This is a genomic window from Snuella sedimenti, from assembly GCF_016428595.1.
Lineage (GTDB): Bacteria > Bacteroidota > Bacteroidia > Flavobacteriales > Flavobacteriaceae > Snuella > Snuella sedimenti.
Window position 1 is genome coordinate 165,247 of sequence record NZ_JAELVQ010000001.1, and the last position, 17,089, is coordinate 182,335.

The following is a 17,089-nucleotide window of genomic DNA, read 5'->3' on the forward strand; positions in this document are numbered from 1 at the left end:
AATATTTTATGAAATAGATTGCACAACAGCTTTTGGTGCTTCTTTACGTGAACCATCGAATCCATCAATACCACTTACTGTTGTATATTTTAAGACATATTTTTTTCCTGGATTGATAATTCTGTATGCTGCCTGACACATTAATGTTGCCTCGTGGAAACCACAAAGGATTAATTTTAATTTTTCAGGATAGGTATTTACATCTCCAATAGCAAAAATACCAGGAATATTTGTTTGATAATTTAGTGAATTATCTACCTTAATGGCATTTTTTTCTATCTCTAACCCCCAGCTGCCAATAGGCCCTAGTTTAGGAGACAATCCAAATAACGGAATGAAATGATCTGTTTCCAATATAGTTTCCTCACCATCTTTGGTTACAGTAACTGCTTCTATTTTCCCATCGCCATGTAAACCTGTTACTTCTGCTGGCGTAATTAAGTTTATTTTATTTAAAAGTGTTAACTCTCTTACTTTTTCTACTGAATCTAAAGCGCCTCTAAATTCATTTCTTCTGTGAATTAGTGTAACTTCGGAAGCAACATCGGAAAGGAAAATACTCCAATCTAAAGCTGAATCGCCCCCTCCTGAAATAACGACTCTTTTATCTCTGTAAATTTCTGGATCTTTAATAATGTACTCAACGCCTTTGTCCTCATAGTCCAAAAGACCTTCAATTGATGGCTTTCTAGGCTCAAAAGACCCTAATCCTCCTGCAATGGCAACTACAGGTGCTTGGTGCTTGGTACCTTTGTTTGTTGTAACAATAAAAGAACCGTCTTCTTGCTTTTCAATAGTTTCGGCACGTTCTCCTAATGTAAATCCTGGTTCAAATTGCTTTCCTTGTTCCAATAGATTTTTAGTCAAATCACCTGCTAATATTTCAGGGAAACCAGGAATATCGTAAATAGGTTTTTTAGGATAAATTTCTGAACATTGTCCTCCAGGCTGTGGTAACGCATCAATTAAATGACATTTTAACTTCAACAATCCAGCCTCAAAAACCGTAAACAATCCAGTTGGTCCCGCTCCTATTATAAGTATATCTGTTTTGATCATTTTATGCTTCTTTTTTTTCAATTAATCCTTTAGTAAATTCGTTTAGTTTTTCTACTTTTTGCTCGAAATCACCTTTTATTGTTTTTCTATATTTATTTAAATTTATTACCAATTCGTCTACATTCTCTGGAAGTACATCTTCAAAAAACTGCCTTAACCTCTTGGCTGTTGTTGGTGATTTTCCGTTTGTTGAAATCGCCACTTTCACATTTCCTTTTGTAACGATACCACCCATATAAAAATCGCAATACGGCGGATTATCTGCTACATTAACCAAAATACTTCTTTTTCTACAATGCTTATACACTTTAGCATTTACTTCTTGTTTATTAGTTGTCGCTACAACTATATGGTGGCCTTTTAAGTACTTTTTATTATATTCAGCTTCCACTAACGTCACATCGCCCTGTTTTGCCAGCTCAACAGTGCCTTCCCTAAACATAGGGGACACGATAGTTACGTGAGCATCTGGACTTGACTTTAACAAAAAGCCCAATTTCTCTTCAGCCACAAAGCCACCTCCTACTATAAGTACTTTAAGCTGTTTTGCCTTTAAAAAGATTGGATATAAATTATTACGTTCCTCCATTCTACTCCTTTACAGCCAACGCTTTATAAACCGTATCCAAAATAGCACGTTCTTTTACCACATCACCAATAACAATAATGGCTGGAGCGGCTAATTCTTTTTGTGCAACAAGCACCTCAATAGTACTTACTGTTCCAATTGCAACCTTTTCATCATCCCGTGTTCCGTTTTGAATGATCGCCATTGGAGTATCTTGCTTATTCTCTTTGGTAAACACCTTTACAATTTCATGTAATTTATGCATTCCCATTAAAATGACTACTGTAGCAGTAGACTTAGCTGCTAAAGGCACATCGGTTGACAACTGATGATTTTTTGTTGTTGCCGTAATTACCCAAAAGCTTTCGGACACATTACGTTTGGTTAGCGGGATACCTTGATATGCCGGCACCGCAATAGCCGAAGTTATTCCGGGAACAACATACGTTTCCAAGCCAAACTGCCTTACATAATCTATCTCTTCTGCACCGCGTCCAAAAATAAAGGGATCGCCACCTTTTAATCTAACAACATGCCCCTTTTGTTTCGCTTTTTCAACAATAAGCTCATTTATTTGAACTTGTTGAAAAGCATAACACCCCTTACGCTTACCTACAAAAATAAGCTCTGCTTCTTTTGACGCATAAGCCAGCAGTTCGTCATTGATAAGTGCATCGTACAGGATAACATTGGCAGACTCGATTGCTTTAATGGCTTTAAGCGTTATCAAGTCCTTGTCTCCCGGTCCGGCACCTACAACTGTTAACTTAGGGGTTTTAGTACTCATTTATATTTTTTTAAACAGCTTTTACTTCTAGCTTATTATCTTCATTTTCTGCATCGCGATAGGCTCTTACCTTTTCTAAAAATCGTGTTGCATCTTCTATATATCCAATGGCAAATTCTTCTGTTGGCGCATTTTTGTTAATTTGATAAATTAATTCAGAAAATGTTCCTGTTAAGCCTATCTTATTGCTTTCAACAAAAATTTCATCAAACTGACTAATAATACCTGCGTGTGTATTTGTTTTCTTGTTTTCTGACAACAATAATGCCTTTGCCGAATTTACCATAGAACTGTAGGCATGGTAAACAGCACTTGAATAGACTTTATTATCCAAAGATTCCTTTGCATTATCTATTTTTTCTTCGCTTTCAAAGAACAAGGTTGCGATTAAATCTATTACTACACCGGCACATTCACCAATACCAATTTCTTTTACATATGCTTCTTCCGTTCCCCAATCAATAAAATCGTCTTGAGTTAGATTCGTAACATCCGATAAATCGGTTAGTAAATCGTAAAAATACTTTTCACCGGTTACTTTATAGTATTCCAAAAATGTTTTTCCATTGGCATTTGCTTCAAAATCATTTAAAATTCTGCGTAAAGCCTCTGGTCCTCTTTTACTTGGCACTTTTACAACCTTATCGGCAAAAACACCTTTACCATCTCCCAGATTACCACCTCCCAGCAATACTTGCAATGCTGGAGCTACCAATTTGTCTGGTGTACGAACAGACATACCTTGAAATCCTATATTCGCCATATTGTGTTGTCCACAGGCATTCATACAGCCACTAATTTTAATAACTAAGTCTTCATTACTTAAATACTGTGGGTACTCAGCCTTAATAACGCGCTCTAATTCATCAGCAATACCAGTACTACTTGCTATTCCCAAATTACAGGTATCTGTTCCCGGACAAGCTGTTATATCTACTGCTTTGTTATATCCAGCCTCTACAAACCCAAGCTTTTCTAATTCTGTATAAAAAAACGGAACTAATTCTTCTTTAACAAATGGAATAACAATATTTTGTCGTAACGACAGACGAATTTCCCCAGCTGCATACTTTTCTACCAAATCTGCTAATAGTCGAGCCTTATCGGTGTAAAAATCACCTAAAAGCACTTTTATACCAATGGCTACGTAACCTGCCTGCTTTTGCGGTATTAAATTGGTCGATTTCCAGATATTGAATGCTTCTTGGTCTTTAATTGTTACTTGAGGTGCTTCAACCGATACTGGTTTTGACACTTTATACGCATCGGCATCAATAGGTACCGATTTAAGTGCAATGGCTTTTTGCTCGGCTTCAACCAAATCCTTAAATGCTTCTAGCCCAATATCCTTAATAAGGAATTTCATCCGCGCCTTAGAGCGACTTTTACGCTCACCATGGCGATCAAAAATTCTTAAAACGCCTTCCATTAACGGAATAATCTTATCTGAAGGCAAAAAGCTATAGAGCTCATCGGCTTCACGCGGTTGCGATCCCAGTCCACCACCTATCATTACTTTAAAACCACGAACGCCGTTTTCGATTTTAGCTATAAAGCCAAGATCGTGCATATACGACAAACCTGTATCTTCATCGGAAGCAGAAAAAGAGACTTTAAACTTACGCCCCATCTCTTGACAAATAGGGTTTCTTAAGAAGAAACGAAACAATGCATCTGCATAAGGCGACACATCAAAAGGTTCGTTAACATCAATTCCTGCAGTTTCTGAAGCCGTTACATTACGTACTGTATTTCCACAAGCCTCTCTTAATGTGACATCGTCTTTTTCCAGTTCCGCCCATAGTTCTGGCGTTCTGTTTAAATCAACATAATGAATTTGTATGTCCTGACGTGTTGTAATATGCAAACGACCACGCGAATATTCATCGGACACATCTGAAATACGACGTAATTGATTACTTAACACCTTTCCGTAAGGCAATTTAATACGAATCATTTGCACACCTTCTTGACGCTGACCATAAACACCACGCGCCAAACGAAGACTTCTAAATTTCTCCTCATCAATTTTACCCTTGTTAAATAACTCAATTTTATTGGCTAATTCAATAACATCTCTTTCAACAACAGGATTCTCTATTTCTGTTCTAAAACTTTGCATTTTACCCACCTTCTTAAGAAGGATTTTTTTTAGTGTTTATTTTTTTTGAATGAACAAGCTTTTACTGAATAAAGCCAGCTCCAACAGTACTATTTGATTGTGTATCGATTAAAATAAAAGATCCATTTGTTCTATGATTTTTAAATTGATCATAAAAAATTGGTTTATTTAATTTAAACGTTACCGAAGCAATGTCATTAACACCTAATCCGGTTACATCTTTTTCTATTCCCGAATAATCCGGGTGAATTTTATGATTTATACGATCTACTTTTGCTAACACTTTATTAACACCATGTTGTACAACATATTTTGCTCCTGGTGTTAGTTGGTTTGAATCCATCCAACATACATTTGCCGTAAATTGTTTATCTATAGTTGGTATGTCACCCTCTTTTACAATCATATCGCCACGGCTCACATTAATATCATCTTCTAAGGTTATCGTTACCGACGAACGCCTTGATGCTGTTTCGTATTTCTCGTCATAGAAATAGATATCCTTTATCTTCGATCTTGTTTTTGACGGAAACACGATAACATCGTCACCTACACTTAAATTGCCACCGTACACTTTACCAGCATAGCCCCTAAAATCATGAAACTCATCTGTTTTTGGACGAATAACATATTGTACAGGAAAACGCGGCGTACCTACATTAAAAATATCGGCTTTATCTAATTGCTCTAAATGCTCTAATAATGCTTCACCTTTGTACCAAGGCATCTTTTCTGATTTGTGTACAACGTTATCTCCTTTTAATGCACTTACTGGAATAAACGTTATTTTTTGATCTTGGTAATCTCTTTTACTCATTAATTCCTCGAAATCTGCCTTGATGCCATTATATATCTCTTCGGAGTAATCAACTAAATCCATTTTATTAATGGCAACCACAATATCTTTAATACGCAATAAATTATTGATAAAAAAGTGACGGTTAGTCTGCTCAATAACACCTTTTCTGGCATCTATTAAAATGATAGATGCTTGAGACGTTGAAGCTCCTGTAACCATATTTCGCGTATACTCTACATGGCCTGGCGTATCGGCTATTATGTAACTTTTTTTAGCTGTTGAGAAATAAATATGCGCTACATCTATGGTTATACCTTGTTCTCTTTCTGCCACCAAGCCATCAGTAGCTAAAGAAAAATCCAAATAATCGTAACCAAGTTGTTTACTTTTGCTTTCTATAGCCTCTAATTTATCGGTTGTTAATGATTTGGTATCGTATAGAATACGTCCTATTAAGGTACTTTTTCCATCATCTACACTTCCTGCTGTTGCTATTTTTAATACTTCCATTTTGTTTTGTTGTTTGTGGATGGTTGTTTGTTGTTAGTTGTAGTTCCAACAACCAAAAACCGGGAACCAATAACTAATTATTTTTAAAAATACCCTTGTTGTTTACGTTTTTCCATGGCGGCTTCTGAACGTTTGTCGTCAATACGAGCTCCACGTTCAGAAATGGAAGACTCACGAATTTCCCGAACAACTGTTTTGATATCGGTTGCATCGGAAAGTACTGCTGCCGTACAACTCATATCTCCTACTGTTCTAAAACGCACCATACGATCTACAACTTCTTCATCGTCTTCGCGGTAAACCACATCATCTTCGGCAGACCATATTAACCCATCTCTTAAGAATGTGGCTCTGGTATGCGCAAAATAGATAGATGGTATTTCTATATTTTCTTTTTCGATATACGACCACACATCCAACTCTGTCCAGTTTGAAATAGGGAACACACGTACGTTTTGTCCCAATTCAATCTGACCATTTAGCATATCGAATAATTCAGGGCGCTGGTTTTTTTCATCCCATTGGCCAAAATCATCCCTTACGGAAAAGATACGTTCTTTAGCTCTTGCTTTTTCTTCATCGCGACGTGCACCGCCAATACATGCATCAAATTTAAATTCTTCAATCGCATCTAAAAGTGTTGTGGTTTGTAATTGATTTCTACTAGAATACTTACCAGATTCTTCTTTTACTTTTCCTTCGTCTATAGAATCCTGAACATGTCTTACGATTAATTCTAGTCCCAACTCTTTCACCAAACGATCTCTAAATTCTATGGTTTCAGGAAAATTATGTCCCGTATCTATATGCATTAAAGGAAACGGAATTTTAGCAGGATAAAATGCTTTTACTGCCAACCTCACTAGGGTGATTGAATCTTTTCCTCCAGAAAATAACAGTACCGGTCTTTCAAATTGTGCTGCTACTTCTCTAATAATGTATATAGCTTCGTTTTCTAGCGAATTTATATGTGATGTATCTTTATTCATTATGTTCATTTTATCAATTATCTTAGGCGTGCAAACCACACTCCCTGTTTTCTAAGGCTTTCGTTGGATCAAAATATTTAAATTCATTTGGCAAATCGTGTTCTTCCAAATAGGTGTCTAAATCGGCATCGGACCAATAGTAAAAAGGACTTACTTTTAGGACGCCATCTTTACTTAAACTAAAAATCCCGATACTATCTCGAAATGCAGTTTGTCCTTGTCGTAAATTAGTAAACCACACTTCGGGCTTATGTGCTTCCATCGCACGTCTAAAAGGCTCTAATTTAACTTGTTCTGTAAATAGCGCATGTTCTGGTGCATCAACACTTGGTATCCCCATGACTACATCTCTATATGCTGCTGTTTGTTTAGGCACATATAAGGATACATTTAATTTTAAAGCATCTATTACTTGATTGGCATGTCTGTATGTTTGCGGCGTATTATAACCTGTATCACACCAAACGACAACAATTTCAGACTTTTCTTTGTTTACCGCGTGTAAAATAGCGGCTTCATAAGGTCTAAAATTTGTGGTCACAACAGCTTTACTGCTAAGCTCTAAAGCCTTTCTTATAATTTCTGAAGGCTTTGCATTTTTAAAAGCCTCATTTAAGTCCTGTATTTGATTTTCTGTAAACATATTTCTCTAAATTATCTTCCCCATTTTATGATATTCCAAACTCTCTCATGAAAAAAGTACAAAATCAATTTTGTAATAAAATCTACGGATGCAATAGAAGCTGCTATTTTAAAATCTCTTGCCAAAATAAAAGAAACCACTAACGTATCTAAAGTACCTACAATCCTCCAACTTAGAGCTTTGGCAACACTTCGTATTGGCTTATCGTTGATGCTATCTGCTTTGTAAGTCGATTTTTGTTTATCTTTTAATATCACTTGTCCTATCATTTAAACTCGTTTTATATTAACCCTATCGGTTTAATAGGAATTACAAAAATATAACTTTTTTCCACATAAAAAACAGATTCTACTATTTTTTAGAATAATGGCATATTTTAAGGATAAATGGAAGAAAATGAATAAAAAGAAGTTATTTTATTATTAAATTTTCAATCTTTAGCTACCTGACAAATCGGCTAAAGTCGTATTTCTGAATACATTAAGCGTACTATCCCTAACCTGAATCATAAGTTTATGGACACTGCATTCGTTTTCATCGGGGCAATCGTCGCACTTCTCATAAAAGTTCAAACTCACGCAGGGCACCATAGCAATGGGACCTTCTAAAATGCGCATAACTTCGGTCATAAGAATCTCTGAAGGGTCTTTTCTCAAGTAGTAACCACCATGTTTTCCTTTCTTGGATCCTAAAAACCCCGATTTTCTCAAACTGGTTAATATACTTTCCAAAAATTTTTGCGGAATCTTTTCGCTAGCTGCTATTTCACTTACCTGCACAGGTGCATCGCCTTCTACCCTCGCGATGTAGGTAAGTGCCTTTAATCCGTATTTTGTTTTTTTAGAAAGCATGGTGCTAAGATAGGTAATTTAAAAAAATGAACAACCCCGAGGCAGAGCGTCGAGGAATTCTTTAGATTAAACTTCTTTAATAACCGGTCTAGGCTCCATATCATAAACCATTTTGGAAATACTAACTTGAAACCATTGCTTAAACATTTTATAAGATCTTTTTTGGGGCCATTCTTTTTTATTTCCATGCCAGTCTTCCAATTCCATAACAAAAAACTTATCGTATTTCTTTTTCAACCATTTCTCTAAGTCCTGTATACCATTATCAACGAGATAAACATTTGCCTCTTCTACCCTTGTAATAGTCTCTTCTGGATATATATTATTGATCCATTCAAAAAAAGGTTCTAATGGTTTTAATATAACAGCATAACGGTTAACGTAATTCTGTTCAAAATCCTCCTCAATTGGTTCATACGAAAACCTATCTTCCAAACTTTCAAGAAAAGCTTCAAAATCCCCAGCCATAACCTCTAATCTTAATTCATTGCTTACCTCCTTTAAAGTAAAATCAATCATAAAGCGTTCATACTGACCAAATGCATTGACCTTTGCCTCCAACATTTTTTCAAAAATCGCTTTTTCTTTGGTGTTCAAGTTTTTTGATGGAGATAAAATTTCATCAAACTCTTCTGGAGGCACAACACTTTTTAAATTTCCAAAGTTCCAAACTTGAACGGCAAACTCCAGAACATCATCGATATCATAATTTTCATCAAAGTCATGCTCAAAAGGTTTTATAAAATCGTTTAAAAGTTCAGAATATTTTACACCTTCATTTTGAACGATTCTCTTCTTACCAAATAAATCAATTACTTTGTTGTTAGTCTTCATCTTTTTAAATATATTAATAAACTTATACTCTTTATTATCTATTTAATGCTTGCTCTAAATCTGCAATAACATCATCTACATGTTCCAAACCTACCGACACTCTTACTAAGCCATCGGTAATACTTACCTCCAACCTATCTGCTTCAGACAACTTACTGTGGGTTGTTGACGCAGGATGCGTAACGATACTACGTGTATCTCCCAAATTAGCAGATAAAGAACACATTTTAATAGCATTTAAGAATTTACGCCCTGCCTCTATACCGCCTTTAACTTCAAAAGCAACAATGTTTCCTCCGAGCTTCATTTGTTTTTTGGCTACTTCGTATTGCGGATGTGATTTTAAGAATGGGTACTTCACCCAATTCACTTGCGGATGTGCTTCCAAAAATTCGGCCACCTTTAATGCATTCTCACAATGTTTATCAACTCGTACGGAGAGTGTTTCTAAACTTTTTGACAAAACCCAAGCATTAAATGGTGATAATGCAGGCCCTGTGTTTCTGGAAAATAAGTAAATTTCCCTTATCAAATCCGAGCTCCCTACTGTTACGCCTCCTAACACACGTCCTTGTCCGTCAATTAATTTTGTAGCGGAATGGATTACCAAATGCGCTCCATATTTTATGGGCTGTTGCAAATACGGCGTTGCAAAGCAGTTATCGATTACTAAAATCAAACCATGCTTTTTGGCAATATTCCCTAACAATTCGAGGTCTATAATATCTACCGCAGGGTTTGTTGGTGATTCTGCGTACAAAATTTTTGTTTGCGGTGTAATTAAGCTTTCAATGGTATCGACTTCATCTACTTTAAAATAACTTGTGGTAATATTCCACTTAGGTAAATATTTTGTAAACAGGGTATGTGTTGAACCAAATACAGAGCGTGACGACACAATATGGTCGCCACTATTTAACAAGGCCGCAAATGTTGAAAACACAGCTGCCATTCCCGTTGCAAAAGCATAACCACTTTCGGCGCCTTCCATTTTACAAATTTTATCAACAAACTCAGATGTATTTGGGTTTGTAAATCGGCTATAGATATTACGTTCCTTTTCTTCCGAAAAAGAAGCACGCATATCTTCTGCATCTTCAAAAACAAAACTGGACGTTAAATATAACGGACTTGTATGTTCTAAAAATTCGGTACGCTCTAATTGTGTACGAATGGCTTCTGTTTCAAACTGTTTGTTCTTTTCGCTCATAATCCCTCTAATTAATATGTTTAGACAACCTTAAAATATCTCCAAAAACACCTCGCGCCGTTACTTCTGCTCCAGCACCGGCACCTTGAATGACAATAGGTTGTTCGCCATAGGATTCTGTAAATATTTCAAATATAGCATCAGAGCCCTTAACATGCCCCAAAGTACTATCTTCTGGTATAGATACAAGCTTCACCTCCAAATCACCTTTATCTCCTGATAAATCTCCTGAAAGATCACCTATATATCGCAGCACATGACCGGGTTTCTGATCTTCTTTTATCTTTTGGAATTCTTCGTCCAATACATCTAACTGTTTCAAAAACGACTCTACAGGAATACTTTGATATGCTTCTGGTATCAAATTCAAAACAGACACATCTTCAAATTCATTTTGTAAATCCAACTCTCTTGCTAAAATCAATAACTTTCTAGCCACATCATTACCCGAAAAATCTTCTCTTGGATCTGGTTCGGTAAAGCCTTTATCAATCGTTTCTTGAACAATCTCACTAAACGGTTTGTCTTGTACAGAGAAATTATTAAACAAATAACTTAAGGTTCCTGAAAAAACACCTCGAATTCTAGTGATGTTTTCTCCCGATTCATGTAATAATTTAATGGTATCGATTAAAGGCAAACCAGCCCCAACTGTCGTTTCGTATAAATACTGCTTATTATTCACCTTTAGTTGCGCTCTCAAATCGGTATAGAATGTATGCGAAATTGTATTAGCTATCTTGTTTGATGATACCAAATCGAAACCTGCTTCGGCTAAAGGAATATAATTTTCATGGAAATTCGGACTTGCTGTATTGTCCACTGCAATTAGGTTCTCTAAATGATGAGTATCGGCAAAATCGATAACATCCTGTACCGAACTTGATAAATTACTTGACGCTATGGCATCTTTCCAGTCTGTATTTACACCATCTTTGTCCAACAGCATTTTTCTAGAGTTCGCAATAGCAAACACATTAAGGTTAATTCCTTTGCGCGCTTCTATATCTTTACGTGATTTTAAAATTTGGTTGATCAAAGCACCTCCTACCAATCCATGACCAAAAATGGCAATATTTATCTTTTTAGAAATACCAAATATCTCGCCATGAATAACATTTAAGGCTTTATGAAGCTGCTCTTTTTTAACAACCAAACTTACATTTCTCCCCGTTACTGTATTGTTAAATAATAATGGTGTAATCTGGTTCTTAATAAGGGCATTGAATGGCTTATGGAATGAACTCAATTCAATACCAATAATAGAGATGACAGATACATCGTCTATGACCCCTATTTTATTAACATCCTGCGAGTAAAAATCTTTTTCAAATTCACGCTCTAATGCAATAACCGCCTGTGTGGCATCATCTGCATTCACAATTAAACCAATACCTCTTTCTGATGATCCTTGCGAAATGATACTAACGCTTATATTCTGATTTCCTAAAGCACCAAATATTCTGGCATCAACACCACTCTTTCCTAACAATCCGCGACCTTCTAAATTAAGTAATGCCACATTGTCTAAAACCGACAAAGAGGTTACTTCTTTAGAGCTTGGTTTGGATGTAATTAAAGTACCTTCATCATCCGAATTAAAAGTATTTAAAATACGTAAATTGATATTTTTCTCAACTAGTGGAATGATGGTCTTTGCATGCAATACAGTTGCACCAAAATTTGCTAATTCGTTGGCTTCGCTAAACGAAAGCTCCCTTATTTTTTGCGCATCGGCTACCAAATCTGGGTTGGCGGTATATATACCATTTACATGCGTATAGTTTTGTAACTCTTCGGCATCTAAGTAATTAGCCAATAAAGCGGCTGTATAATTACTGCCGTTTCTACCCAAAGTAGTCGTTTCGTCTTTTAAGTTAGAAGCAATAAAACCAGTAACTATATGAACCGTATCGGCTCCATTCTGTTTAAAATAGGCTTTGACATTATCTTTGGACAATTGTAATATAGGCTGCGCATTACCAAAAGCACCATCGGTTTTTATCAACTGTCTGGAATCTGTAGCCCGAGCCTTTACTTGTCTTTCGTTTAATAATCCAGACACCATTTTAACAGACATTAACTCTCCCTGTGCTAAAATTTCGTCTTTGGTCTTTTGGCTGCAATCACGTAATAAGCTAATGCCTTCAAATAGTTTATCTAAAATATCAAACTCTTTTGAAAAATCGACCGTTGGTAATGGGGCTTTCTGATAATTCTTAAAAGCTTCAAAATCTTCTTGATAAGACTCCCCTCTCACTGCCTTGTTCAAAATAGCCTCCAAATCATCTGTTGCAGATCCCCTTGCAGAAACCACCACAGTAATTTTTTCTCCTTCATTCACTTTATCTTCAATGATTGAAATAACTTTATTCAAGCCATCACCATTTGATAAAGATTTACCTCCAAACTTTAATACTTTCATTCTTTTCTTTTTAGAATCCGGCACAAAAATGCCTTCTATTATTTTTTCAACTTGCTCGTATTCCATTAAAAATGCATCATGTCCATGTACCGAATTTATTTCATTATACGTCACATTGGGATGCGTTAATGCCAACTGTTTATGGGTTTGCCTATTCTCTTCAGCTGTAAAAAACAAATCGGAATCTACTCCAACAATATGTATATTGGCTTTAATGGTTTCCAAAACATTAAAATCTTCTGCCCTGCCTTTTGTTACATCAATCGTTTTTAACAATTGATTCATTAACTTATAAGCCGATAGTTGAAACCTTTCTTGCAGTTTTTTTCCGTGATGGAGCAACCAGCTTTCAACATTAAAAATCTCCAAGTCTTCATTTTTTGAACGCTGAAAACGCTCTTTGAATGATTCCGGTGTACGGTAACATAGCATGGCATGCATTCTAGCATCATGCACAGGATTTTTAGAATTTAATAAAAACTGTTCCTGAATCTGACAGTTGGCAATTAGCCAGTCGGTAGACTTCCAGTCGGTTGCTACTGGAATAAGGTGCTCTGTAAGATCTGGTTTTAAAACAGCCATTTCCCAAGCGATACCACCTCCTAAAGAGCCGCCTATAACTGCAAACAGTTTTTCTATTTTTAAGGTTTCAAGCCCAATTAAAAACAATCTTGCAATGTCTCGGGCAACAAAATCCTTGTAATTGTCAATTACAAAACCATCAAAACCGTTACCCGGAATATTAAATGCCAAAACCGTATATAATTTGGTGTCGATTACTTTGTCATCACCTACCAAATCATTCCACCAACCATCATTCCCAGCTACGTTACTATTTCCAGTTAAAGCATGATTTACCAAAACAACAGGAGCCTCCCCCAAAGCCTTACCAAAAATTTGATAGCTGAGCTTTATCTTGGTATTGAGCACATTGCTTACAGTAGTATAGTCTTTAATAACGATATGTTCCAATGTCTTTTTCAAGAATACTCTCTTTTAAATTTTACTAAATGCTGCTTTTAAATCAGCCTTTAAATCTTCAATATTTTCAAGTCCCACAGACAATCTGATTAAGTCACCAGTAACGCCTGCCGATTCTTGTTCGGCTTCTGTCAATTGCTGATGTGTAGTACTCGCTGGATGGATAATCAGTGATTTTGTATCGCCAATATTAGCCAACAACGAAAAGATTTGAGTCTCATCGGCAATGGTTTTTGCTGCTTCAAAACCGCCTTTGGCTCCAAAAGTAACAATACCACTTTGACCCTCTGGCAAATATTTATCTGCCAAGTCTTTATATTCGCTTGATTCCAATCCCGGATAATTAACCCAAGCCACTTCATCTTGTGCGTCTAACCATTTAGCCAACTCTAAAGCATTTTCACTGTGCTTTTTTATTCTAATTGGCAATGTTTCTAAACCTTGAATGATATTGAAAGCATTATGCGGACTCAATGCACCTCCAAAATCCCGTAATCCTTCCAGTATTAATTTAAATGTATAGGCCGCCGCTCCTAAGGCTTCACTATATACTAAACCGTGATAACCAGCTGATGGTTCTGTAAACTCAGGAAACTTTCCGTTTGTCCAATCGAACGTTCCAGCATCGATAATAGCACCTCCCAATGAATTTCCTTGTCCGCCAATATACTTTGTTAAAGAATGGATCACAATATTTGCACCATGTTTAATAGGGTTTAGCAAGGCTGGAGTTGCCACCGTATTATCTACAATAAAAGGTATACCTGCTGCTTTTGAGTGTGCTGCAATAGCTTCTAAGTCTAACACATCTAATTTAGGGTTTCCTAAAGACTCTACAAAAAATGCTCTAGTATTATCTTGTATCGCTTCTTTAAAATTATCAGGATTATTAGCATCTACAAAAGTAGTTGTGATTCCCAATCGAGGCAAAGTCACTTTTAACAAGTTGTAAGTACCACCATACAAGCTACTTGAAGCAACAATATGATCGCCCGCTTTTAATAAAGTCAACAAACCTGTTGAAATGGCCGAGGTTCCCGAAGCAAATACTACTGCCCCAATACCACCTTCTATTGCAGCCAAACGCTCTTGCAAAATTTGGTTTGTTGGGTTATTGAGTCGTGTGTATATAAACCCTAACTCCTTTAATGAAAATAAATTTGCTGCATGATCGGTGTTGTTAAAAACATACGATGTTGTTTGGTAAATAGGAACAGCTCTTGTTCCTCCTGTTTGTGCTACGTCGTGCCCTGCGTGTAATGCCTCTGTGGCAATGCTTTGAATACTCATTTTTCTAATCTTTTTTGAATTAATAAATTAAACCAAAAGCCAAAATGCGTTATTACTAACGTACTTAATAGAAAAATGTTAAAAAGAAATCTTAAAACTACAGAAAGTAGTTTTATGGGTTATCTATCCGTAAAATCCTAAAAATAAGCTTAAGACGGGGTAGAATTTAGCACCTTCTTTAAGATCCTAAATTGATAACAGGACATCTAAAGGGTTGCTAAGGCTTCATAGGGTCTAATCCCTCCACCTTTCTTGATAACATTTCAATAAGTTCTTGAACTTTGTGAGTGCAAATATTCAGTTAGAAAAAGTTAAAAACCTAATTTTTTTGTAAAAATTTTACTTTCGAGCACTATTTTCGTGAAATTTATTTCTAATTATGAGATCTATAGGTCTGTTTTGAATTTTAGATTCTAGCCAAGAAATAATATCTAGGTATAAAAAGGCTCGGCTTTGATATGGATCTTCCTCGTATTCTTTCAACTTTTTATGCAGTTTAATAAACTCTCCTTTAACCTCATGAGGATAAATATCACCTAAGCCCCTTAAGAATTTGATAAACTCTTTCTGTACTTCGTACAGATCCTCCATTTTAATCAAAAACTTATACGTGCTTTTAATAAGCACATCCAAATTATAATCCAATCCAGCTTCATAATGCGCCACAAGGTTTAATATCCTGGAAAAACACAATAAATCTTCACGCATCTGCAACGATTTATTACTAATTATTTTGTCCAGATACATAATACACTTCTTATTCTCACCGGCTCCAAAATACATACTTGCTATTTTGTAATAAAACACCATGACATGATGCTCATCAATTCGGTCATTATAACGTTTTAAGCGCTCCAAGACTTCCTCCACCAAAGAAAGTCCTTCTTTAAAACTTCCTTCAATAAAATGTAAATTAAACTTGTTATTGTAGATATATAGAAACGCCAAACCTTTTAAGTTATCATCTACCGGAAACCATTTTTCATTAGTTATGCTTTCCAAACGCAAAAGCGTTGTTTTAAACTTACCATAATGACGTAGATAAAATAAAGCTTCCAATAAGTAGTGATTGCCTCTTAAAAAAAAGACAGGGTTTAAAACAATCATGTCTTTATTATCATAAAACAAATCCACCCACTTAGAGGCATATTTATAACATGACAAAAAATCTGAGGTTAAAAAACTATACCACAAATACGCTTTGTACAGCCATAGTTTTTCCCTAAACCCTAGCTTATTTATATCGTACTTTGGTAATCTGTCATTAAAATATTTGGTAACCCTTTTAAACTCCTTGTCATTTTTTATATAACCCGTTTTTAAAAACAAGCCATATAGTTGAAGCGATAAATTAGACAGCTTACTAGCCATTACGTTTTGCATACTGAGCTCTTTAGCTTGAACGGTTAGTTCATCTGCCCGGTTGCTTAAACTCCTAGTAATATATTGAGATTCTATAACCTTTTCCAACTCTACGATCTCATAAGCTATATTCTTTTCTTCGTTTGCTATAGCCAAGGCCTTTGCCTTATCAAGAATTTTTAAACTTTGCTTATACAAGCCCTTATGATATAGAATCGTGGCAAAATCTAATTGTTCCCTAATTTGAATTCTTGCATTTTGGTGAGACGGGTTCAGCCTTAAACTGATTAAGATTTGTTTGTACAAATGGGCCTTTAAATTAGATAGCTGCTGTTTCTTTACCACACCCCTTTTAAGGATCACCGACTCATCATAAACAGAAAGTTTATCTAAAATATTGAAAAGTGTTAGAAATTTGGAATCCTCATTAACCCCCAGTCTTCCCACATAAAGTTTAAATTGTCGCTTTTCCGATTTAGACAGCGACTTTACTAACACAAACAAATTATCTTTTTGTTCTTTTGTCATAGTTATAAAATTGTATTTAAAAACCTGATACACAGTGTTTTAGAATACAAATAAATATGTTAAACATCGTAAAAAGCACCTATTGAATTATCCTTTTAGGAAACCAAAATATACATTCGTAATACAATACG

At 35.7% G+C, this 17,089-nt stretch carries 14 protein-coding genes and 1 riboswitch; all 14 genes read right to left on the minus strand.

The window, feature by feature from the left end; all coding sequences use genetic code 11:
• Positions 1-6 precede the first annotated feature (6 nt).
• The 14 genes from JF259_RS00740 to JF259_RS00805 all read right to left on the minus strand — a co-directional run bounded on the left by JF259_RS00740 (position 7) and on the right by JF259_RS00805 (position 16,958).
• Positions 7-1,059, minus strand: coding sequence for an NAD(P)/FAD-dependent oxidoreductase (locus tag JF259_RS00740; RefSeq protein WP_199112091.1), 1,053 nt, complete (start codon positions 1,057-1,059; stop codon positions 7-9).
• A 1-nt stretch (position 1,060) separates the two neighbouring features.
• Positions 1,061-1,648, minus strand: coding sequence for a precorrin-2 dehydrogenase/sirohydrochlorin ferrochelatase family protein (locus JF259_RS00745; protein ID WP_199112093.1), 588 nt, complete (start codon positions 1,646-1,648; stop codon positions 1,061-1,063).
• A 1-nt stretch (position 1,649) separates the two neighbouring features.
• Positions 1,650-2,414: a uroporphyrinogen-III C-methyltransferase gene (cobA, locus tag JF259_RS00750; protein ID WP_199112095.1), complete on the minus strand. Its 765-nt coding sequence runs from the start codon at positions 2,412-2,414 to the stop codon at positions 1,650-1,652.
• 10 nt (positions 2,415-2,424) lie between these two features.
• Positions 2,425-4,536, minus strand: a complete 2,112-nt coding sequence (locus JF259_RS00755) for a HEPN domain-containing protein (RefSeq protein WP_199112098.1) — start codon at positions 4,534-4,536, stop codon at positions 2,425-2,427.
• Positions 4,537-4,597: 61 nt separating this feature from the next.
• Positions 4,598-5,845 (minus strand): sulfate adenylyltransferase subunit 1, encoded by a 1,248-nt coding sequence (locus JF259_RS00760; protein ID WP_199112109.1) that lies wholly within the window; start codon positions 5,843-5,845, stop codon positions 4,598-4,600.
• 83 nt (positions 5,846-5,928) lie between these two features.
• On the minus strand, positions 5,929-6,834 hold the full coding sequence (gene cysD / locus JF259_RS00765; RefSeq protein WP_199112111.1) for a sulfate adenylyltransferase subunit CysD: 906 nt from the start codon (positions 6,832-6,834) through the stop codon (positions 5,929-5,931).
• 22 nt (positions 6,835-6,856) lie between these two features.
• Positions 6,857-7,477 carry a phosphoadenosine phosphosulfate reductase domain-containing protein gene (locus JF259_RS00770; RefSeq protein WP_199112113.1) on the minus strand — a complete coding sequence of 207 codons (621 nt, stop codon included), beginning with the start codon at positions 7,475-7,477 and terminating at the stop codon, positions 6,857-6,859.
• A gap of 11 nt (positions 7,478-7,488) precedes the next feature.
• Positions 7,489-7,746: a DUF2061 domain-containing protein gene (locus JF259_RS00775; protein ID WP_199112115.1), complete on the minus strand. Its 258-nt coding sequence runs from the start codon at positions 7,744-7,746 to the stop codon at positions 7,489-7,491.
• A 168-nt stretch (positions 7,747-7,914) separates the two neighbouring features.
• Positions 7,915-8,328, minus strand: coding sequence for an RrF2 family transcriptional regulator (locus tag JF259_RS00780; RefSeq protein WP_199112116.1), 414 nt, complete (start codon positions 8,326-8,328; stop codon positions 7,915-7,917).
• A gap of 66 nt (positions 8,329-8,394) precedes the next feature.
• Positions 8,395-9,162, minus strand: coding sequence for a hypothetical protein (locus JF259_RS00785; RefSeq protein WP_199112118.1), 768 nt, complete (start codon positions 9,160-9,162; stop codon positions 8,395-8,397).
• A gap of 34 nt (positions 9,163-9,196) precedes the next feature.
• Positions 9,197-10,372, minus strand: coding sequence for a trans-sulfuration enzyme family protein (locus JF259_RS00790; RefSeq protein WP_199112120.1), 1,176 nt, complete (start codon positions 10,370-10,372; stop codon positions 9,197-9,199).
• Between the two features lie 7 nt (positions 10,373-10,379).
• On the minus strand, positions 10,380-13,781 hold the full coding sequence (thrA, locus tag JF259_RS00795; protein ID WP_199112122.1) for a bifunctional aspartate kinase/homoserine dehydrogenase I: 3,402 nt from the start codon (positions 13,779-13,781) through the stop codon (positions 10,380-10,382).
• 12 nt (positions 13,782-13,793) lie between these two features.
• Entirely contained in the window at positions 13,794-15,068 is a 1,275-nt protein-coding gene (locus JF259_RS00800; protein WP_199112125.1) for an O-acetylhomoserine aminocarboxypropyltransferase/cysteine synthase family protein, read from the minus strand.
• Between the two features lie 116 nt (positions 15,069-15,184).
• Positions 15,185-15,330, minus strand: a riboswitch (SAM riboswitch).
• 77 nt (positions 15,331-15,407) lie between these two features.
• The gene (locus JF259_RS00805; protein WP_199112127.1) at positions 15,408-16,958 is read right to left on the minus strand and encodes a hypothetical protein; all 1,551 of its coding nucleotides are present in this window, start codon (positions 16,956-16,958) and stop codon (positions 15,408-15,410) included.
• Positions 16,959-17,089 lie beyond the last annotated feature (131 nt).

What these genes read in the sequence shown, in the direction of transcription:
- JF259_RS00740 (WP_199112091.1), bottom strand. Translation starts at nt 1,059, where the DNA reads ATGATCAAAACAGATATACTTATAATAGGAGCGGGACCAACTGGATTG.
- JF259_RS00745 (WP_199112093.1), bottom strand. Translation starts at nt 1,648, where the DNA reads ATGGAGGAACGTAATAATTTATATCCAATCTTTTTAAAGGCAAAACAG.
- cobA (WP_199112095.1), bottom strand. Translation starts at nt 2,414, where the DNA reads ATGAGTACTAAAACCCCTAAGTTAACAGTTGTAGGTGCCGGACCGGGA.
- JF259_RS00755 (WP_199112098.1), bottom strand. Translation starts at nt 4,536, where the DNA reads ATGCAAAGTTTTAGAACAGAAATAGAGAATCCTGTTGTTGAAAGAGAT.
- JF259_RS00760 (WP_199112109.1), bottom strand. Translation starts at nt 5,845, where the DNA reads ATGGAAGTATTAAAAATAGCAACAGCAGGAAGTGTAGATGATGGAAAA.
- cysD (WP_199112111.1), bottom strand. Translation starts at nt 6,834, where the DNA reads ATGAATAAAGATACATCACATATAAATTCGCTAGAAAACGAAGCTATA.
- JF259_RS00770 (WP_199112113.1), bottom strand. Translation starts at nt 7,477, where the DNA reads ATGTTTACAGAAAATCAAATACAGGACTTAAATGAGGCTTTTAAAAAT.
- JF259_RS00775 (WP_199112115.1), bottom strand. Translation starts at nt 7,746, where the DNA reads ATGATAGGACAAGTGATATTAAAAGATAAACAAAAATCGACTTACAAA.
- JF259_RS00780 (WP_199112116.1), bottom strand. Translation starts at nt 8,328, where the DNA reads ATGCTTTCTAAAAAAACAAAATACGGATTAAAGGCACTTACCTACATC.
- JF259_RS00785 (WP_199112118.1), bottom strand. Translation starts at nt 9,162, where the DNA reads ATGAAGACTAACAACAAAGTAATTGATTTATTTGGTAAGAAGAGAATC.
- JF259_RS00790 (WP_199112120.1), bottom strand. Translation starts at nt 10,372, where the DNA reads ATGAGCGAAAAGAACAAACAGTTTGAAACAGAAGCCATTCGTACACAA.
- JF259_RS00800 (WP_199112125.1), bottom strand. Translation starts at nt 15,068, where the DNA reads ATGAGTATTCAAAGCATTGCCACAGAGGCATTACACGCAGGGCACGAC.
- JF259_RS00805 (WP_199112127.1), bottom strand. Translation starts at nt 16,958, where the DNA reads ATGACAAAAGAACAAAAAGATAATTTGTTTGTGTTAGTAAAGTCGCTG.